The organism is Cellulomonas sp. P4_H12, from assembly GCF_056400905.1.
This window is the reverse complement of sequence record NZ_JBFUKJ010000002.1, coordinates 75,621-95,558: the sequence shown is the minus strand read 5'-3', so window position 1 is coordinate 95,558 and position 19,938 is coordinate 75,621. Positions and strand designations below refer to the sequence as shown.

The window sequence follows — 19,938 nt, the reverse complement described above, 5'->3', positions numbered from 1 at the left end:
CGGGCTGTTCACACAGGGGCAATATGGGTGATTTTGGGGTGATTCACCCGGCGGGGCAGGTGGCGACGACCTGCCCGGGGTTGGTCAGCGTCGGCGTCGTCCACACCGTCACCTGGCCGTCGCGCACCGGGACGTCGAACCGGTACGTCTCGTGGCCGCCCGGCTCCAGCAGGGACGTGACCACCTGGGCCGACCGGCCGGCGACCTGTCCGGTGACGCCGGAGACGTAGCCGTCGTTCCAGCGCAACGCGTCCAGCGAGGCACCGACCGGCGAGTACACGGTGACGTTCGTCGCGACCCACCCCACGGGAACCGTCTCGGCGTTCCACCCGGTCACGTAGTGGGGGAAGGTCGCCACGTCGGCGGGCGGCGCGTAGCTGAGGTCGAGACGCACGGTCGCGGTCGGGTCCGGGCCGCTGCAGTGCAGGTCCTCGACGGTCACCGCCGTGCTCAGGTAGTAGTCGAGCTTGCCGGCGGTCCCGTCGTTGAGAAACACGCCCGCCGCGTCGGGGAACGGGCCCGTGAGGAACGCGGCGCCGACGCTCGTCGCGGCCAGCTTCTTCTGCTCCTCGGGGTGGGCCGACCACATGCGCAGCCGACCCTCGGCGCCGGCCCGCGCGAGCGCGTCGACGACGGCCCGGGAGTCGCCCTGCCCGGAGCCGACCGCGCGGAAGATCGTCGACGCGACGCCGGTGTAGAAGGCGTCGCCGGCCGCGGCGTCCTCGCCGTAGGTGAGGTACGCGTCGTGCAGCAGGACCTGCAGGACGTTCGACGCGTCGATCTGCAGGCCGCCCGGCTCCGTCACCGGACCGGTGGCGCCCAGCAGGTACGAGACCGCGACGGGGTCGGTCGCGATGATCCCGTCGACGTGCTGCCCCATGTCCCGCTCCCACCGGGCGGTGAGCAGCTCGGCGCTGCGCGGGAAGTCCGGAGTCATCACGGCGTCCTGCACCCATCGGCCGAGGCGGTCCGTGTCGAACCGCTGCTCCTCGTCGGTGAGCGGCAGGATCGAGGTCGCGATGCCGGGCAGGTCCGCCGTCGTGCGCTGCTCGGTGAGGTCGATGGTGCCGTCGTCGGCGTGCAGCACGGCGAATGCGCCGACGATGCCGCCCGCGCTGCGCAGCTCGGAGGAGTTGAGGGAGACCAGCAGGTAGGTGCGCGGCCCGTCGGCGCCGAGCATGGCCGGCAGCAGAGTCGCCACCTGCGAGCCCGCATCGAGCGCCCCGCTGACCCGGTCCATGCCGTCCTGCACCTGGGTCACCGGGCCCACCAGCTGCGAGAACAGCGCGCTCGTGTCGATCGCCCCCACCGCGGCCTGCGCCTCGCGCGCACTGACGGCGGCCGCCGCGATGTCGGGCGCGGCGTCCACCAGCGGCGCAAGGTCGATCCGACCGTCGGTCCCGGGCGCCTCCTGCGCGGCGAGCACGTCGTCGATGCGCCCGATGGCGGGCACGGACTCGCGCACTACGTCGTCGAGCGAGGTCGACACGATCCGGACGGCCGCCAGCTGTTCCCCGACCCGGGGGAGGTACTCGGCCAGCCGCCACACGGGGTCGTTCGTCGCCCCGCGCGCCTGGGCCAGGTCGGCCTGCACCTCCGGCAGCTGCGCCTGGATCTGCTGGGTGTCGCCGCCGCCCAGGTCGCCCTCGAGGTCGAGCACCACGTCCTTGGCCGCCAGCAGCGCCGTGCCCGCCTGGTAGACGCGGAACGCGAGCCAGCCCGCTGCGAGGACCAGCAGCGCGATGATCCCGAGCGCGATGCGCAGTCCCGTCCGGCGTCTCCGGACGTCGACGGCCGGACCCTCGTCCGACGGCGGGCTCGCCTCGGGCGCGCGCTGCTCGTCGATCGTGGCACTCACGTACCGATCGTCACATCTCGGACATCCTGGACGATACGGGCGTCGGCCCTCTTCACCCGGGCTTCCACCCGGTTGGCCGGATCAGGCCGCCGTCTGGCGGTCCGCCGCTTCCTGCGCACCCAGTCGCGTGGCTGCCTCGGCGCGCCGCTCGGCCAGCGTCGGGTAGACCACCTCGAGGTGGGGCCGCGTCCGCACGTGGTAGCGGACGGTGACGTCCCACTTCTTCCAGACCCACAACGCGGCGCCCGTGGCGACGAGCAGGGCGGAGATCGAGCCGATGCCGATGGCCCAGCGGGCGCCGTAGGTCTGGCCGATCCAGCCGACGATGGGCGACCCGATGGGCGTCGCCCCCAGGAACACCATCATGTAGAGCGCCATCACGCGGCCGCGGACGGCGGGGTCGGTGCTCATCTGGATGGTCGCGTTGGCCGCGGTCATCATGGTCAGCGACGCCAGCCCGACGGGGATGCAGGCGATCGCGAACGAGAGGTACGTCGGCATGAGGGCCATGACGCCGGTCGCGATGCCGAACCCAAACGCCGCCCCGATGACCAGCCGCACGCGGGGCCGTTCGCGCCGGGCGGCCAGGAGCGCGCCGGTCAGCGACCCGATGGCCAGGACCGACCCGAGGATGCCGTACTCCCCCGCGCCGCGCCCGAACTCGGTGCGCGCCATGAGCGCGCTGGTCAGCTGGAAGTTGAGGCCGAACGTGGAGACCACGCCGACGACCACCATGATCACGAGGATGTCGCTGCGACCCCGCACGTAGGCGATGCCCTCACGCAGCTGTCCCTTGGCGCGCGGCGTCGTCGGCATCCGATGCAGCTCGGAGGTGCGCATGCGGGTCAGCGAGAAGATTGTCGCGGCGAACGTCACCGCGTTGATGACGAACACCCACCCGGTGCCGACCGCCGCGATGAGCAGACCTGCGACGCCCGGGCCGATGAGGCGGGCAGCGTTGAAGCTCGCGCTGTTCAGGCCCACGGCGTTGGAGAGCTTGCTCGAGGGCACGAGCTCGGCGACGAACGTCTGGCGCACCGGCCCGTCGATCGCCGTCACGCAGCCGAGGGTCAGCGCGAACAGGTAGACCTGCCAGAGCTGCGCATGCCCGGACAGGACGAGGATGCCGAGCCCGCCGGCGAGCACGCCCTGGCCCACCTGCGTGGCCATGAGCAGCTTGCGACGGTCGACGCGGTCGGCCAGCAGCCCCGCATACGGGGACAGGACGAGCACCGGGGCGAACTGCAGGGCCGTCGTGATGCCGACGGCGACGCCGGAGTTGTTAGTCAGCTCGGTGAGAACCAGCCAGTCCTGGGCGACGCGCTGCATCCAGGTGCCCACGTTCGCCACCAGCGCTCCGGCGAACCACAGCCGGTAGTTGCGGAACTTCAGCGAGGAGAACGTGGGACTCATGAAGCGGCGATCCTCCGCAGCAGCTCGGCGGCGTCGACGAGCAGCGTGCGCTCGTCCGGGGTGAGGGTGGCCAGGCGCCCGGCCAGCCAGGCGTCCCGGCGGCGCCGCGTCTCACGGACCTCCGCGACACCCGCGTCCGTGAGGCTGACGACGACCTGCCGGCCGTCGGTCGGGTGMTCCGCCTTGGCGACGAGGCCGAGCTCAGCCAGGCCGTTCACCGTGCGGGTCATGCTGGGCGGCTGGATGCGCTCGCGCTCGGCCAGCTGGCCGGGGCTCATCGGCCCGTCCTTGGTGAGCCATGCGAGGACCGTGAACTGGGGGTCCGTCAGCCCGGCGGCGCCGCGCTCCGCCCGGATCCGTCGCGAGGCGCGACCGATCGCGATGCGGAGGTCGCCGGCGAGGGCGGAGGCGGAAGGCATGATCCTTAGCCTAACTCATTACCTTGCGTAATGAAACCTCACCCGGGTCCGACCGGGTCCCCCACGTACCCTGTGCGGCATGAGCATCCGGCAGCGGCAGGTGGTGATCGCGCTGCTCGTCATCGTCGGCGTCGCCGCCGCCGTGCTCGTGCTCAACCCGTGGCACCTGCAGGACGCCTTCGACGGCCCGATCGACCGCGGGCTCGCCCGCCTGCACGCGATCGGGCTGCCGCCGATCCTCAACGTGCACGCCGCCGAGTTCGGCGCCAACATCGCGCTGTTCGTGCCGCTCGGCCTGCTCGGCGCGCTGCTCGCCCCGCGCCGGCTCTGGTGGGCGGTGCTGCTGGGGCTCGTCGCCGTGTCCATCGGCATCGAGCTGGTGCAGGCATGGGGGCTGCCGTACCGGCGGGCGTCCGTCCGCGACGTGCTCGGCAACTCCGCCGGCGCTGCGCTCGGCGTCGGGCTGTCTCTGCTGGTGCCGCGCCGGTCGACGGCGAGTTCCACCACGTGACCCGGGCTCGGCGCCTCACGATCACGCTGCTCGTCGTCTACCTGGCCGGGCTCGTCCGCGTCACGCTGTGGCCGCAGATCGGGGCCGACAAGGGCTTCGACCTGGTCCGCTCCGCACTCTCGTGGCTGCACTCGATCGGGGTGCCGCTCACCTTCAGCGCCACCGAGTTCGTCGCCAACATCGTGCTCTTCGTGCCGTTCGGCGTGCTGGTCGGGCTCCTCGCGCGCTGGCCCTCGTGGCTCGTCGTCCTCGCCGGCGCGGTGACTTCTGGCGTGATCGAGCTCACCCAGCTGCTGTTCCTGCCCGACCGGGTGGCCGACGTGCGCGACCTCGTCGCGAACACCCTCGGTTCCCTTGTCGGCGTGCTGGTCCTGTTGTGGGTGCGCGCCGCCACACAGTCGCGCGAGCCCGCGAACGCCTGACCTACGGCCCGAGGAAGATCTGCGAGCAGAGCATCTCGTCGCCGTCGAGCAGGCAGCCGATGCCCATCTGGTCCAGCGCCGGGTCGAGCAGGTTGGCCCGGTGCCCGGGCGACCCGAGCCAGGCCTCGACCACGTCGTGCGGCGTGGCGGCGGCCCGCGCCAGGTTCTCGGCGGCGGTCGTCGACGGACCGCACGCCTCGATCACCGGCGCCAGCGGCGCGTGCTCGAGCTCCTTGCCGCCCTCCAGCGCGGCCGCGCGCTCGGCGCCGGCGCTCATCGCGCAGTCCGACACCGTGAGCGCAGGAAGGTCCTCGTCGGCGCGCGCCGCGTTCGTCTCCGCGACGAGCTCCGCCGCGTACTCGGCCGGATCGGCACCCTCCGCCGACCACGGCTGGTGCGTCGGCGCCGGCTCGCCGCTCCACGGCCGGGTGGCGACGAGCACCGCGGCAAGCGCCAGGACGACGCCGAGCACGACGAGGACCCAGCCGGCCGACCCCCTGCGGGCCCGTGCGTGGTGCGCCGACTCCTCCACCGCTACGGACGGCCCAGCGCGCGATAGGTCCAGCCCGCGGCGCGCCACACCGACGGCTCGAGCACGTTGCGCCCGTCGAGGATCCGCTTGTGCGCGACGACCTTCGCCAGCTCATCGGGGTCGATGTCGCGATACTCGGCCCACTCGGTGGACAAGAGCACGACGTCGGCGTCCTTCGCCGCCTCGAGCGCTGACTCCTTGAACTGCAGGTCGGGCCACTTGGCGGCTGCGTTGGGGATCGCCTGCGGGTCCGTCACGGTGACGTGCGCGCCCTGCAGCTGCATCTGCGCGGCCACCGACAGCGCCGGTGAGTCACGGACGTCGTCCGAGTCCGGCTTGAACGCCGCCCCGAGCACAGCCACGCGCTTGCCGACGATCGACCCGTCGCACACCTCGCGCGCCAGGTCCACCATGCGCACGCGCCGCCGCATGTTGATCGAGTCGACCTCGCGCAGGAACGACAGCGCGTCGCTGACTCCGAGCTCGCCGGCCCGCGCCATGAACGCCCGGATGTCCTTGGGCAGGCACCCGCCGCCGAACCCGAGCCCGGCGTTGAGGAAGCGCCGGCCGATCCGCGCGTCGTACCCGATCGCGTCCGCCAGCCGCGTCACGTCGGCGCCGGTCGCCTCGCACAGCTCGGMCATCGCGTTGATGAACGAGATCTTGGTSGCCAGGAACGAGTTCGCGGCCACCTTCACCAGCTGCGCGGTCGCGTAGTCCGTCACGACCAGCGGCGTGTGCTCGCTCAGCGGCGTCGCGTAGACCTCGTCGAGGATCGCCTTTGCCTTGGCACCCTCGGGCGTCGGCTCCCCGTCCTCGTCCGTCGGCACGCCGTAGACCAGCCGGTCCGGGTGCAGGGTGTCCTTGACCGCGAAGCCCTCCCGCAGGAACTCGGGGTTCCAGACGAGGATCGCGCCGGTGCCGCTGAGCGACTCCGCGATCGCCTCCGCCGTGCCGACCGGGACCGTCGACTTGCCGGCCACCACGTCGCCCGGACGCAGGTGCTCCTTGAGCGCCGCCGTCGCCGCGTTGACGTACGTGAGGTCCGCGCGAAACTCGCCGTGCACCTGCGGCGTGCCGACGCAGATGAAGTGGACGTCCGCGCCCGCCGCGTCGGCCATCTCGGTGCTGAAGCTCAGCCGGCCGGTCGCGCCCGCCTCCGTGAGCAGCTCCGGCAGGCCGGGCTCGTAGAACGGGGCGCGACCCTCGCGCAGGGCGTCGATCTTCTTCGCGTCGACGTCGATGCCGATGACGTCGTGGCCGAGCTGGGCCATGCTCGCGGCGTGGACGGCACCGAGGTAGCCGCATCCGATAACAGACAGGCGCACGGATCTCTGCTCCTTGAGGGGTTCGGAAGCGCCGACTCTATCGGCCCGCACCACGCTCACCCGGGCCCGACGAGGGTGATCCGCGGCGACCGGTCACTCCCGCAGCGACGCCTGGTGCGCGCGGAACCACTCCACCGTGGAGCGCAGCCCCTCTTCGAGCCCGATCCGCGAGGCCCACCCGGTCGCCGCCAGCTTCGAGACGTCGAGGAGCTTCTGCGGCGTGCCGTCCGGCTTGGTCGTGTCCCACTCGGTCTGACCCTTAAAACCGACCACCGCGGCGATCGTCTCCGCGATCTCGCGGATAGTCACGTCCTGACCGGTGCCGACGTTGACCTGCTCCTGCCCGTCGTAGTGCTCGAGCAGATGCAGGCAGGCGTCCGCCATGTCGTCAACGTGCAGGAACTCCCTGCGGGGCGTGCCAGTGCCCCAGTTGGTCACCGTGGGCGCATCACTGGCGGCCGCCTCGTCGTAGCGGCGGATCAAGGCCGGCAGGACGTGCGAGCCGAGCGGCGAGAAGTTGTCGTTCGGCCCGTACAGGTTGGTCGGCATCGCACTAATCCAGGGAAGGCCATCCTGTCGACGCACCGCCTGGACCTGCATGATCCCCGCGATCTTCGCGATCGCGTAGGCGTCGTTCGTCTCCTCGAGATGTCCCGTCAGTAGCGAGTCCTCGCGGATCGGCTGGGGGGCGAACTTGGGGTAGATGCACGACGACCCGAGGAACAGCACCCGCTCGACCTGGTGCTTGCGCGCGGCGTCGAGGACGTTGACCTGGATTCGCAGGTTGTCGCTGAGGAAGTCCACGGGGAAGGTGCTGTTCGCGAGTATCCCGCCCACCTTGGCCGCCGCAAGGACGACGTAGCGCGGACGGTGCTCGGCGAAGAATGCGAAGACGTCGTCGCGCTCCAGGAGGTCGAGCTCGCCCGACGATCGCCCCACGAGGTTGGTGAACCCCGCGGCCTCCAGCCGACGCCAGATCGCCGACCCGACCAGACCCCGGTGCCCGGCGACATAGAAGGTGGCGTCCCGGTCGAGAGGCCCGGGCTCGAACACGACGCTCACGCTCCCACCCACGACGGCAGGTCCACGGAGTCGATCCAGGGGCGACCGGCGTGCGACAGCGCCTCGACGTCGGCCTCGACCATGAGCCGCGCCAGGTCAGCGCCACCCACCGTCGCCTTCCACCCCAAACGGCTCTCCGCCTTGGACGCGTCACCGATCAACGCGTCGACTTCCGTGGGCCGCAGGTATCGCTCGTCGAATTCGACGTGCCGTTCCCAGTCGAGCCCGACGTGGTCGAACGACGCGGCGAGGAATTCGCGCACGGTGATGCCCCCGCCGGTCGCCAGCACGAAGTCCTCCGGCTCGTCGACCTGCAGCATCCGCCACATGCCCTCGACGTACTCGGCCGCGTAGCCCCAGTCACGCACTGAGTCGAGGTTGCCCATAAACAGCTTGTCCTGTACCCCGGCCTTGATAGCCGCCGCCGCGCGCGTGATCTTCCGCGTCACGAACGTTTCGCCACGCCGCGGGGACTCGTGGTTGAACAGGATCCCATTGACCGCGAACATCCCGTACGCCTCGCGGTAGTTGCGCGTGACCCAGTACGCGTAGACCTTCGCCGCACCGTACGGAGAGCGCGGGTAGAACGGCGTGTCCTCGTCCTGCGGCGGCGGGGAGGCCCCGAACATCTCCGAGCTCGACGCCTGGTAGAACCGCGTCTCGATCCCCGCCATGCGCACTGCTTCAAGCAGGCGGATCGAGCCCATGCCCGTCGTGTCGCCCGTGTGCTCGGGCTCGTCGAAGGACACCCGAACGTGCGACTGAGCGGCGAGGTTGTAGACCTCGTCGGGGCGGATGTCGGCGAGCAGCGTCACGAGTCGAGCACCGTCGCTCAGGTCGCCGTAGTGGAGAAAGAGCCTCGCACTCGGGTTGTGCGGATCGACGTACAGGTGATCGATGCGAGCCGTGTTGAACGTGGAGGCGCGTCGGATCAGTCCGTGAACCTCGTAGCCTTTTTGCAGCAGAAGTTCGGCGAGGTACGAGCCGTCCTGCCCAGTAATACCTGTGATAAATACGCGCTTTAACATCTTTCCAACTCTCATCAGATTTGTTCCTGTTCCACCCCGTGCACCCCGCATGCACGACGAGGATCGGCCCGAATCACGACCGACCGCCCCAACAGCACTTCTCAGACCTCAGTACCCAGGAGTTCCGCGATCGCCGTTGAGGTGCGGCGACGCGCGAAGGCGGATAGTGCCTCGTGAAACACTTCTGCACGAACGTGCTCATCGGAGAGCATCTCGAATATTCGAGCAAGTTCGTCACCGTCTCGAAACAGGAATACAGGACCCTCCCGACTCAGTTCCTCGAATACTGCAAGGCTCCTGGCGACGACGGGCCTGCCCCGGGCCCAAGCCTCCCAGACGACGATGGGGTTCAGCTCGTACACGCTCGGCATGAACAACGCATCCGACCAATCGAGCTCATCGCGGATACCGTCCGTCCGTCCGAGCGTCTCGACCTGGACGTTTGCAGGTACCTCGGATCCAAGGCGGTCGGCGAACGCGCGTAATGGCCCGTCACCAGCGATGTGCACCACCAATGGGGTCCGAGCGTCTCGGAGCAGTCCCGGGATGAGTTCGATCCCTTTCTGCTCCGTCAGGCGCCCCGCGATGAGCAAGCGCAGTGCGCCCGCCTCGCCGGTGCGCAGCGTTGCATGTTCCGAGTCTGAGACGATCACATTGGGTACGTGACGGATCGTCTTCCCCGTGGCGAACTTGCGCTCGACCAACTCGCAGCACGCCAGTTCCGACGGTGCCGTCACCAAGTCACACTTGGACGTGAAGCGACGGACGAACGGCGTCTCCAGTCGGCTGGTGCGGTCCCTTTCGTCAGCCGACGGGAGCTGATGAAAGCTCGCCGCAAGGCGCCGGCCGGCCAACGCACTCGCTGGCAGCATCCCAAGAACCACATGGCTCGCGCGCATCAGCGAGTACACAGCGGGGCGCGAAGTCAACTCGGATCGGAGGCGCCAGGCTGCGCGAACGGCACCCAGGGCACTTCGTCGCTCGTCCAACCGCACAAAAGTTCCGCTCACCCTCGTGACCGCGTCATAGTCGCGGCAGCCGTCAAACAATGCAACGACGTCGACCCCGCCTGAGCCAACCTGGCCAAGAATTGACACGAGGGAGTACTGACCGCCTCCGCCCTCCAACCAAGGCACCACGACCAGCGGACGCCTCGTGGCCGGAGGAACCTCAGCTCTAGTTGCTGCGGGATGGAGTTTGGACAGCACGCGCCACGTGCCGGCCCGCAGAAGGTGCAGAGACGCCTGTACGCGCTGGTCATGAGCCGAGAGAGCCCGACTCCGCCACATTGCAGTGCTCGAACGGATTGCCGCGCGGTTCATCAGCTTTACGGGGATCTGGTCGACCGACGCATAATGCACGCGCACGGCTTCCTTGTCTTCGAGGCTACGGCGCGCAGACCGCGCAGACCTTCCCGCGAATAGGCTGTACTCACAACTGATCGTGTCGTGCTGAACAACACGTCCAACGCGAGAGAGCCTGATGATCAACTCGTAGTCCTCAGCAAACCGCGGACGGAGCTCAGTCGGGCCCCGTCTCTGCGACTTCTCGAGATCAACCCTGCGCACAACCTGCGCGGCAGGTGGCCAGGGCCCGTACCCGACCGTGACCAACCTCGACGGCGTGAGATCCCCCTCGTGCACTGGGCGAACCCCTCGGCGACCGTTCGGCTGGATCGTCACGACGGCGCCGGCTACGACGGCAAGCGACGTATCGTTCTCCAGCATCGAGAGCGAGCGCTCAACACCGTCCGCCACGAGATTGTCGTCGGCGTCCAGAAAGACAACGAAGTCGGCTCGGCACTCTTCGAGACCACGGCGCCTGGCGGAGGCAGGACCGCTGTTTGCCTGTCGAATCACCTTCGCGCCGGCCGCTTCGGCGCGCTCCGCCGTCTGGTCGGTACTCCCATCGTCAACGACCACCACGGACTCGGTGATCTGTAGAGCCGACTTGACGGCAGACTCGATCGTGTCAGCTGCGTTGAAGGCGGCGATCACGACGTCGAGCCGGCTCACTTCGCGGCCCCCCGAGGATCGCGAGCAGCTAGCGACGCAACTCGCACGCCGACCTTACGAGCCTCTGTAACGATCCTGTCTCCGGAGCGATGTACGGCCTCGTTATAGACGCGCCTGGCCGACTCGTCCGTGCGAAGCGCCTCAACCTGGGCGAAAACGTGAGCGGGATCAAACGACCGTACGTTATGCACATAGTGCGGTATGCCGAGGTCGGCGAACGCGGCGAAGCCTTTCCGCTCGTAGGACAAGTGAACGACGTAATGTCCGGCCCTCAGGGCCATCAGTGCCGCGTGCATTCGAACGGCAACTACCACCCGAGCCTCCTCGGGCCTCCTCATCAGCGACTCGAAGTCGAGGATGTTCCGCGGTCCGATTGAATTCATGGCAGCTGTGTCGTCGTTGGCACCGGCCGTCGACTGGATGTATCCGTCGAACACCGGCACACGCCTTGCCAGTTCTCCGAGCGGCCCTGTGATCTGTCCGTCGACGTACCGCACCGAGATGATCGGCACACTCTTTAAAATCCCGCCGACCGGAAGCTTTGCTCGGTCAGCAGAAATCTCCGCGATGGCCATATCGGGCGTGCGCTCGACATTGATGAGGTCGAGTTCCGCCGTCGTTCGGTCGTCCCGCGAGTAGACGGTGTCGATGCGGGACAGCAGGTGCCTCAGGAGGAACCGGAACCCAAAGCGGAGCGGACCAACGGACTGCGGCAGGTAGACCGATGGCGTCGACGACCTCGCGGCAACCACGAGTTGCGGTATGTGGATCAACAGTGCCTTCGCAGCAGCAACAGGGCGGCCGAAGCGCAAGTAGCCGCCGCCCACGCCCACGACGAGGTCATACGTGTGCAATCGGCTCAGCTCGCGGAGGTACTCCCTTTGGTACCCGGTTCGTCGCAGGCCAGAGTCGACAACCCTCAGACCGCGGCCACGGAATGTCTCTGGGTGGTTCGCGAAGAGCGTGATGGCCACGTCGGCACCACATGCGTCGCGGACGATGCGCGTCGCGAGCTCGACGAGCAGCCCGTCGCCTCGATTCTCGGCGCTGTAGCCGTGCAACAGAAGGACTTGCTTGGGCGTCACGCTGTCTTTTGTCCATTCTTGGGGTCGAACCAGGTGTACACAGACGGCAGCGTCGTCGCTTCTGGCATCCGGGTCGATTGCTGAATGAGGCCGCGGGATGCCTGACCGATCTTCAGAAGTCGGCGCTCGTCGTCAAACGCCTCGCCTACCAGCCGCGCCGCCTCGGTGGCCGAAGAGAATTTGTGTATCGACATACCTCCAAGAGCAGGGATGTCCCTAGCAATAATTGGCACGCCAAGCGCGCACGCGTCGAGCAGGCTTAGCGGGAACCCTTCGTAGGCCGCGGTGTGGAGATAGAGCGCCGAAGATCCCAGAGCCTCGATCAAGTCGGCGTCGTCGAGCCAGCCGGTCACCTCCACCCCCGATTCGAGAAGACCACGCTTCATCGTCGAATCGCCATCGCCGATCCACCGGAACGTGACGACCGGGTGCACCGAGCGCACGAGCGCTGCGATCTCGCCGAACATCGCGGGGTCCTTCTGCGGCGCGATCCGTCCGACCATCGAAACCACCGGCGTCCGCACGAAATCTGCCGCGCGCCGAGCGGCGACTGTGGGCGTGTTGGGCACGAGAAAGACATCGCGGTGGCCCAGCTGCTGCGCGCTTGCCCGTTCGTGCGACGACAGCGCCACGACGCCGGCCGTTCGTGGCGCAAGGAGTCGCTCAGCAAACCGGAAGGCGGACCGCAACATGCGGGGGCGCGTGACATCCTCGAACGCGAAGCAATGCGGTTGATACAGGATTGGCGAGCGACTTCCCAATACACGCGTGTAGACGCCTGCCCAAGTCGAGTGAGCGTGAACCAGATCGGGCGAGGCAGCCTTGATCGCCCGAGACACCTGCAATGGACCACCTGCATGGCCGGGCTGAAGAGTGATGAACTCGACGGACATGCCGACCTCATCTATCGCCGCGCTCGGTGCTAGAACGATGTGTTCGTGGCCAGGCGCCGCAAGCACGGCCTGCGCCAGGGCGCGGACGACGCCGCCGCCGTCACATTCGGTAACGTGCAGAATTCTCAACTCTGACCCCCACCGCACTTACCAGGCCGAGCGCGGTCGCCGAGAGCCGCCATCGAAACCGTCGCGCCGCGGCGGGGTTCGACCAGCGAACCGGTCTGTGCAGTCATCATGGTTCGCACGACGCTTCACCGAGATTCCGGACGACACGAGCTGGGTTTCCAGCAATGACCACATTCGGGGGAAAGGCGCCGGATACCACCGAGCCGGCACCTACGACTGCGTTGTCGCCGAGCGACGTACCTTTCAAGATAATCGCGCGAGCACCAATGAACACATTGCGCCCGATCAAAACCCTCTGGGAAGGATTGCCAGCCGGCGGTTCCGCATACCTGCGCGCGGGGTGTCGGAGAGGATGAAAGTCCGTATCGACGATCATGGCATCCCCCCCGATGAGGCACCCTTCGCCGATCTCAATTCCCACGGCAGCGACAATCGTCGCACCACTCATCCCGCAGTCATCGGCAATCGTCACCAGCGCCCCATCGCGGACTCTGATGACGACTTCATGCGATAGTCCCAACACTTGCCTTCGGCTCGTCGACACGGCAACGAACCTCTCGCCGATCTCGAGGCGCCCGCCCTTGGCGACGTCGATGGAAGGCAGTCCTACGAATCTCGGCGAGTGTCCGAGTGCCACACCTGCCCTGCGCAGCCGACGAGAGACCAGGGCAGTAAAGAATTCGTCACTTGCACGCTTAAACACCGCGGCTCACCACCGTGTCCTGGTCAGTGGAAGACGCCGTACGACGTACGCAGACGATGGCGGTTGGCATCACCTGGACGACAAGCATCGTCCCCGCTAGCACTCCGTACGGCGCGCTGGCGCCGAGTTCTGGCACGAGAGCGATCGTTAGGGGAACGGCAATCGCGGCGGTCGCGACAACCAGACCGGCCTGTAACCACAGGCCCCGACTATCGTTGAGCATCATTGCGCCCGGCTGATGCACCGCAACGACCAACAGGTAGAAGCCGAGTGCAAGCATAGTTCCGTACGACACCTGCACCGTTCCAGCGGTTAGCCACATACCGAGAGACGGAACGGTTACGGTTAGTACGACTGCGGCAAGGAGTCCGACACCTCCGATCAGAAGAACGTGACGGGCATACTCGCTCACGCCAACGCCCGCTCGAGCGTTCTTGACCCGATAGTGGCTCCACAGGTTCTGACCGATGACTGTGAGAACGGCGAGCGCAGGTCCGCCAAACTGCGCGGCGACCGAGTACTGCGCTACGACAGAAGGCGTTGAAAAGTGCACCAATATCAGACGGTGGCTCTGAAACCCGACTGCCATACCGACAGAAATCAAAAAGAAGGGCGCCGCAGTCGAGAAGAGGTCACCGTCATGACGGCCCGAGTAACTATATGGCCTCTGAATCTTGTAGGCGACGACGCTTCGGCTCCGCACTACGGCCGCGACCGCCATGGCCAGGAAGGCCAGACTGGGCGCGATCGCATAGGCGGCCGCCGGAGCGCCTGCGAGGAAGAGTGCGCCAACGACGCTGAACACCACGACAGGGCCGACCATACCGATTGCGGTGACTTCCCGCATTCGACCGGCGCCTTGTAGGATCCGATTGCCGATTCCGAAGGGCACAGCGACCGCGATGATCCCGACTGATACCGTTGCGACGACCTCGGCCCCATAGACGGAGCTCAACGACCCAAGCAAGAGGCCCCACCAACCCGTGGCGAGCAGCACAAGGTCGCCCACGATTATTGCGGTCGCCGCAAGCACAAGAATATCGCGCGTTCGCCCCAGCTTGTCGAGATAGGTCGATTGGTTCGACACCCCCGCAAGTCGATCGGCCGTGGCATTCACTACAGCGGCGCCGAGGCCTAGGTCAGCGAATGGGAGCAGATTTACGAACGATCCTAAAAGCGCATAGAGCGCGTACTCCTCGGTGCCATTCTTTCTTGTAATCAACGCGAGCACTGCCACGTTGACGAGGAAACCCAGCGCCATGGCACCGAATTTGCCGGAACCTGTTTGGATCAGGTCGATCTCGCGTGCGTGGCCCTTTAGTTGGCGCAGCCCGTTGGCGACGCGAAGTTTCACTGCGACTCTCCGACCGGGTCTCTGACGTCCCGGCCGGCCGAGTTGGCAGGCTGGGTGCGCCTGGCGAGGAGCCTCCGCTGGATCCGGTCGGCCTTTGCTGAAATTGCCGCCACGGCCGACCACGCCGAGTCGACCATCACTGAGCCGGTTGGCGAAACTCCGAGCATCCGCCGCGCCCGGCCCATGTCGCGATAGTGACTCCACATGGACCGAGTCGAACCAGCACCAGCAGCATCGAAGTCACACAGGAACTCGGGAATTGCCTCCGGCTGCGCGAGGGCAGCAAGCGCCATGAGGTAGTACTGGTCGGCGCCGATGCCAAAGCCCTCGTCATAGCCACCCACCTCGGTGTGAATGCGGCGAGAGACAACCGTCGCCTGATGCGGGATGATGCGGCCTCCAAGCATGAATCGCCCGAAGTTGAAGGGGATTGTCCCGCCCACGCCGATGCATCCGAGGCGGCCCCCGATGCGCGAGAGGCCGTAGCCCCACTGTCTTCCGGTTCGCTCCAGTGCACACATCGCGATCGAGATCGAGTCGACGCCGCCGAACGTGTCGGACGAGTGCATGAACCACAGGTACTCGCCCGACGAGAGCGAGACACCCTTGTTCATGCCGTCGTATCGACCGCTGTCGGGCTCCGAGACCCACACCAGGCTGTCTCCGAGCGATGCCAGGTAGTCGCGTGTGCCATCGGTCGAGTCGGCGTCGACGACGATGTGCTCGACATTGGGCCAGTCCTGCTCCGCAACGCTGGCGACGGTGCGCTGGACGCCGAACAGGTCGTTCCGAGCAATCGTGATGACCGAGACCTTCTGCATGAACCTCTCCCGTGTGGTGCAGCTGCCGGATGAGGACAACCTCTGTAGTCAGTTGAGATGCGAAATCCGTGCGCGTTCGTCGGCGGCCTCGCTTGGTGGTCCCGGGTCCCAATTTGGAGGTGGCCGGCGAGGCGGCGCGTGTGTCTTCTCCGCAAGGCTCAGTACGCGCCGTCGCCGCGGACGATGACCTTCAACGTACGCGCGAGAATCAGGAGGTCGCCGAAGAGGGTCCAGTTCTCGACGTAGTTGATGTCGAGACGGATGCCGTCTTCGGGCGCAAGGGTGGATCGGCCCGAGACCTGCCAGAGGCCGGTGAGGCCCGGCTTCACTCGGAGTCGGCGGTGCGCCGTCCGGTCGTACTGCGCGACCTCGGCGTCGATCTGCGGGCGTGGCCCGACGAGGGCCATGTCGCCGGCGAGGACGTTGAAGAGCTGCGGGATCTCGTCGAGCGAGTACTTGCGCAGCACGCGGCCCAAAGGGGTGACGCGGGGATCGTTCTTGGGCTTGTAGAACATGCCGACGGAGTCAATGCCCTGGTCGGCAAGGACCTCGGCGAGCCGCTTGTCAGCACCGGCGACCATTGTGCGGAACTTGAAGATGCGGAACCGCTGGCCGTCCTTGCCGATGCGCTCCTGGCGGTAGAGCACGGGGCCGCGGCTGGTGACCCTCACGAGAAGCGCGACGGTCGCCAGCACCGGCAGCAGAACGATAGTGATCGCGGCCGCGAGCACCCAGTCGTAAACGTACTTCGCGATGTACTTCCCACCGGTGAATCGCGCCTCGTCGACGTACATGAGCGGCAGGCCGCTCACCGGCTGCATGAGAACCCGCGGACCTGCCACGTCGACCAGGGCCAGGGTCAGGGCGAGGTCAATCCCCTTGCCCTCGAGGTCCCACCCCAGGCGTCGCACTGTGTCGGACGTGATTGCGTCGGCGCCGGTCACCGCGACCGCGGACGCGCCGATCCGCTCCGCGATCTCACCGGCCCGATGCATTGCGCCGAGTACCGGGACGCCATCGACGAGCTCACCCTGGGCCACCTCGCCGGTCGGTACGCACACGCCGAGCACGGTGTAGCCGGCGCGCGGGTTCTTGCTGAGTTCAGCGATGAGGCGCGCGGCGTTGTCGCGGTGGCCGATCACCAGGACGCCCGACTGGAACTGCCCGGAGTCGCGCTGGTGGTGCAGCCAGCGACGCCAGAAGGCGCGGCCGGCGAGGATGAGGCCCAGTCCGACGGGCGCGGCGAAGCCGAGATACCCGCGGCCGATCTCCATGCGGAGCAGGTAGGCGACGATCGCGACGCTCGCGAAGAGCCGCCACGTTACGTTGAAGACACGCGAGAACTCGGTCGGCCCGCTCCCGAGCACGCGTCGGTCGCGCGTCCGCCCTAGGGCCAGAGCGGCGAGCCACGCGGCGGCGAGAACTACGGAGACGGAGAGGTACGACGGCGAGAACTCGCCCGAGACGGTGGCGAGTCCAGTGCGGTCGAACCGCACGAGATAGGCCACGATTACCGAGAACACGACGGCGACGGCGTCGGTGATCCACAGACGGGCGGAAAGGTCGCGGCGCCCGACTGGCGCGACAAAGGGGGGCGGGGCGGCCGATGCACTCCGCTGCTGCGGAATACGGGACAGGGCACGACTCCGCATGTCCGATATCGTCACGTTTCTCCCCCTATGTCCGCTTTCTCCGACGACACGCGTCGTGAAGACGGTCTTGCGAAGACTACCCCGGCAGGCAGTTCGTTCGATCTTGGACAATCGTCAATATCGGTCATAACAGGCACCGTGCTTTCTTTCACCCGGCAGATCCGCACGAACGCGCGCATGAGACACTGTCGGACCGGGTATGGCGAGCAGGGAGAATGAGTTCGTGGAGCTTCAGGACTATTGGGCCATTTTGCGTAAGCGGTGGCTGTCGATCACGGTGTTCGCCGTGCTGGGCGCCGCCCTCGGCGTCGCCGTCTCCCTCGCCACCACGCCGCTCTACGACGCGAGCACCCAGCTGTACGTCTCCGTGAAGTCCGGCGACTCGTCGAGCGACCTGCTGCAAGGCTCGAACTTCACGCGCCAGCAGGTCACGTCGTACACGCAGCTCGTCACCAGCCCGTTGGTCCTGCAGCCCGTCATCGACGACCTGGGGCTCGACACCCGGACAGAGACCCTCGCCTCCCGGGTGAGCGCCAGTTCACCGCTCAACACGTCGCTGATCAATGTGACCGTAACCGACGAGAACCCGGCCATCGCCGCGGCCACCGCCGACGCCATTGCCAAGCAGTTCAAGTCCGTGATCGCCGACCTGGAGACGCCCAGCGGCGGCGGAGCGTCCGCGGTCAAGATCTCGATCGTCCGCGACGCCGTCTCCCCCGAAGGCCCGTCCGCGCCGAACAAGAAGTTGAACGTCGCGCTCGGGCTGCTCGTCGGCCTGGCACTCGGGGTCGGGATCGCCGTTCTTCGCGAGATCCTTGACACCCGCGTCCGCTCCGACGCAGACGTCGCGCGGGTCACCGACACCTCGGTCATCGGCATCATCCCGAACGACGACGACGCGCCCCAGCACCCGCTCATCGTCCAGAGCAGCCCGCACAGCCAGCGCTCCGAAGCGTTCCGTCGCTTGCGCACGAACCTGCAGTTCCTCGACATCGCCGACCGCCCCCAGTCGATCGTCATCACGTCCTCCCTGCCCGGCGAGGGCAAGTCGACGACGTCGATCAACGTAGCCATCACGCTGGCCGACGCCGGCACGCGGGTCGCGCTCATCGACGCCGACCTGCGTCGGCCGTCGGTGGCCAAGTACATGGGGCTCGAGGGCAATGTCGGGCTGACGACGGTGCTCATCGGCCGCGCGAACGTCGAGGACGTCATCCAGCCCTGGGGCAACGGCTTCCTGCACGTGCTCCCCGCCGGCCAGGTGCCTCCGAACCCCAGCGAGCTCCTGGGCTCGCTCGCCATGGCGAACCTGCTGGACCAGCTCACCAAGCAGTACGACGTGGTCATCGTCGACACCGCTCCCCTACTCCCCGTCACGGATGCGGCGATCCTGTCCAAGCTGACCGGCGGCGCGCTGCTGGTGGTGGGCGCGGACAAGCTGCACCGCAACCAGCTGGCGGAGTCCGTGGGGGCGCTCGAGACCGTCGGCGCCCGCATCCTCGGGATCGTCGTCAACCGGCAGAAGCGCAAGCAGAGTGACCAGTACGCGTACTACGACTACACGCCCACACCCGCCACCTCAGCAGACTCCGGCCGTGCACGTGGCAAGAAGCGCAGGGCGACGCCTACCGGCCGGAACCCGCAGGTGGCCGAGCCCACGGGCGCCGTCACCGGTCCGACCACGCTGTGGCCCGGCGACTCGCTCAGCGAGACTCAGCTGCGCGAGTTCCAGCGCCAGCAGGGACAGGCGACCCCGCAGCACCAGCGGCCGTCTGGCCACTGAGTTCTCCTCACGACTTCGAACGGCCTCGGACCCCACGGTCCGGGGCCGTTTTGCATGCGCCGTCCCGCCGGCTCGTGAGAAATGGTGCCGCCAGCGGGTCCGCTACGCCCTAGGCGTGTATGGACGACTCGCGGCCAGCCGTCACCCGCGACGGGCACCGCTGGCGGTCACGACGGCGTCACCTCCGCGAGTGCGCGGAGCGGGTCTCACGCCGCTCGGTCGGATGCGGTCGACGACTCAACCATCCGCGGGCTCCCGGAACGCTCATCGCAGAGGCCTCTGGTCCGGACACACGAGAGCCCCGCACCGATTCGGTGCGGGGCTCTCGGTCAGTGCGAGAAGCTGCGATCAGGCGGCGGTGCCCGCGTGACGGCGACGGGCGACGACGACGCCACCGGCGCCGACGAGGACCAGCGCGCCGGCGCCGAGGGCGATCGGCAGCGCGTTCGTACCGGTCGAGCTCAGGGTGCCGGCGGCACCCGCGGCGCCCGCCGCTGCGGCCACCGAGACCGTCTGCGTGCTCAGGACGGCGCCGGAGACCCCGTCGGTCGCGACCAGCGTGAAGGTGCCGGGCTGGCTCAGCGTGACGGTGAAGACCGCCGTACCCGAGGCGTTGGTCGTCTTGGTGAGCGACTTGGTGCCCGCGATCGTGATCGCCGAGTCCGGGATCGACGACGGGTTGCTCGTAATGGTGAGCGTCACCGGCGTGTTGGCCGGCCCGGTGACCGTGACGGTGAAGCTCTGCCCGACGGCAGGCGTCGTGTCGGAGATCGAGCCCTTGTTCGAGTAGTCCCCGGCCTGGTACGCCATGGCGGCGGACGGAGCGAGCACGAGAGCAGCAGCTGCAGCAGCGACCAGAGCGGTGCGACGAATATTCATGTGGGTGTCCCCCCGGACGGTCGTGTTACAGGAGTGGCGTGATGTGACTAG

Annotated in this window: 18 protein-coding genes; 3 read left to right on the top strand and 15 right to left on the bottom strand. The window is 67.6% G+C overall.

Features of this window, described 5'->3' with window-relative positions; genetic code table 11:
- Nucleotides 1-43: 43 nt before the first annotated feature.
- The 3 genes from AC1DQC_RS02290 to AC1DQC_RS02280 form a co-directional block, all read right to left on the bottom strand.
- Entirely contained in the window at nt 44-1,858 is a 1,815-nt protein-coding gene (locus tag AC1DQC_RS02290) for a DUF4012 domain-containing protein (protein ID WP_477049613.1), read from the bottom strand.
- 81 nt (nt 1,859-1,939) lie between these two features.
- Complete coding sequence (locus tag AC1DQC_RS02285) at nt 1,940-3,271, bottom strand: MFS transporter (RefSeq protein ID WP_477049612.1); 1,332 nt, start codon at nt 3,269-3,271, stop codon at nt 1,940-1,942.
- Nucleotides 3,268-3,690, bottom strand: coding sequence for a MarR family winged helix-turn-helix transcriptional regulator (locus AC1DQC_RS02280; protein ID WP_477049611.1), 423 nt, complete (start codon nt 3,688-3,690; stop codon nt 3,268-3,270). The genes AC1DQC_RS02285 and AC1DQC_RS02280 overlap by 4 nt, the downstream gene beginning before the upstream one ends.
- Before the next feature lie 79 nt (nt 3,691-3,769).
- Between AC1DQC_RS02280 and AC1DQC_RS02275 the strand changes: the two genes are divergently transcribed.
- Together AC1DQC_RS02275 and AC1DQC_RS02270 are read left to right on the top strand one after the other, a co-directional pair.
- The gene (locus tag AC1DQC_RS02275; RefSeq protein WP_477049610.1) at nt 3,770-4,201 is read left to right on the top strand and encodes a VanZ family protein; all 432 of its coding nucleotides are present in this window, start codon (nt 3,770-3,772) and stop codon (nt 4,199-4,201) included.
- Complete coding sequence (locus AC1DQC_RS02270) at nt 4,198-4,623, top strand: VanZ family protein (protein ID WP_477049609.1); 426 nt, start codon at nt 4,198-4,200, stop codon at nt 4,621-4,623. Before AC1DQC_RS02275 ends, AC1DQC_RS02270 begins: the two co-directional genes overlap by 4 nt.
- 1 nt (nt 4,624) lies before the next feature.
- On the opposite strand, the gene AC1DQC_RS02265 is transcribed toward AC1DQC_RS02270, so the two are convergent.
- The 11 genes from AC1DQC_RS02265 to AC1DQC_RS02215 all read right to left on the bottom strand — a co-directional run bounded on the left by AC1DQC_RS02265 (nt 4,625) and on the right by AC1DQC_RS02215 (nt 17,240).
- A complete protein-coding gene (locus tag AC1DQC_RS02265; RefSeq protein WP_477049608.1) occupies nt 4,625-5,095 on the bottom strand; it encodes a CAP domain-containing protein in 471 nt (156 codons plus the stop codon).
- A gap of 62 nt (nt 5,096-5,157) precedes the next feature.
- Nucleotides 5,158-6,483, bottom strand: coding sequence for a UDP-glucose dehydrogenase family protein (locus tag AC1DQC_RS02260; protein ID WP_477049607.1), 1,326 nt, complete (start codon nt 6,481-6,483; stop codon nt 5,158-5,160).
- A 93-nt stretch (nt 6,484-6,576) separates the two neighbouring features.
- Complete coding sequence (locus AC1DQC_RS02255; protein ID WP_477049606.1) at nt 6,577-7,545, bottom strand: GDP-L-fucose synthase family protein; 969 nt, start codon at nt 7,543-7,545, stop codon at nt 6,577-6,579.
- Complete coding sequence (gene gmd / locus AC1DQC_RS02250; RefSeq protein WP_477049605.1) at nt 7,542-8,573, bottom strand: GDP-mannose 4,6-dehydratase; 1,032 nt, start codon at nt 8,571-8,573, stop codon at nt 7,542-7,544. Before gmd ends, AC1DQC_RS02255 begins: the two co-directional genes overlap by 4 nt.
- A gap of 101 nt (nt 8,574-8,674) precedes the next feature.
- Entirely contained in the window at nt 8,675-10,588 is a 1,914-nt protein-coding gene (locus tag AC1DQC_RS02245; RefSeq protein WP_477049604.1) for a glycosyltransferase, read from the bottom strand.
- Nucleotides 10,585-11,673 (bottom strand): polysaccharide pyruvyl transferase family protein, encoded by a 1,089-nt coding sequence (locus AC1DQC_RS02240; RefSeq protein ID WP_477049603.1) that lies wholly within the window; start codon nt 11,671-11,673, stop codon nt 10,585-10,587. Before AC1DQC_RS02240 ends, AC1DQC_RS02245 begins: the two co-directional genes overlap by 4 nt.
- The gene (locus tag AC1DQC_RS02235) at nt 11,670-12,713 is read right to left on the bottom strand and encodes a glycosyltransferase (RefSeq protein ID WP_477049602.1); all 1,044 of its coding nucleotides are present in this window, start codon (nt 12,711-12,713) and stop codon (nt 11,670-11,672) included. The genes AC1DQC_RS02240 and AC1DQC_RS02235 overlap by 4 nt, the downstream gene beginning before the upstream one ends.
- 88 nt (nt 12,714-12,801) lie before the next feature.
- Complete coding sequence (locus AC1DQC_RS02230; RefSeq protein WP_477049601.1) at nt 12,802-13,398, bottom strand: acyltransferase; 597 nt, start codon at nt 13,396-13,398, stop codon at nt 12,802-12,804.
- Nucleotides 13,391-14,752: a lipopolysaccharide biosynthesis protein gene (locus tag AC1DQC_RS02225; RefSeq protein ID WP_477049600.1), complete on the bottom strand. Its 1,362-nt coding sequence runs from the start codon at nt 14,750-14,752 to the stop codon at nt 13,391-13,393. The genes AC1DQC_RS02230 and AC1DQC_RS02225 overlap by 8 nt, the downstream gene beginning before the upstream one ends.
- Nucleotides 14,749-15,573 (bottom strand): glycosyltransferase, encoded by an 825-nt coding sequence (locus AC1DQC_RS02220; protein WP_477049599.1) that lies wholly within the window; start codon nt 15,571-15,573, stop codon nt 14,749-14,751. Before AC1DQC_RS02220 ends, AC1DQC_RS02225 begins: the two co-directional genes overlap by 4 nt.
- A 158-nt stretch (nt 15,574-15,731) precedes the next feature.
- The gene (locus tag AC1DQC_RS02215; protein ID WP_477049598.1) at nt 15,732-17,240 is read right to left on the bottom strand and encodes a sugar transferase; all 1,509 of its coding nucleotides are present in this window, start codon (nt 17,238-17,240) and stop codon (nt 15,732-15,734) included.
- 208 nt (nt 17,241-17,448) lie between these two features.
- Here AC1DQC_RS02215 and AC1DQC_RS02210 point away from each other — a divergent pair, with 208 nt between their 5' ends.
- A complete protein-coding gene (locus AC1DQC_RS02210) occupies nt 17,449-19,008 on the top strand; it encodes a tyrosine-protein kinase domain-containing protein (RefSeq protein ID WP_477049597.1) in 1,560 nt (519 codons plus the stop codon).
- Between the two features lie 348 nt (nt 19,009-19,356).
- Here AC1DQC_RS02210 and AC1DQC_RS02205 read toward each other — a convergent pair whose 3' ends face one another.
- Nucleotides 19,357-19,887, bottom strand: a complete 531-nt coding sequence (locus AC1DQC_RS02205; RefSeq protein WP_477049596.1) for a peptidase — start codon at nt 19,885-19,887, stop codon at nt 19,357-19,359.
- Nucleotides 19,888-19,938: the final 51 nt, after the last annotated feature.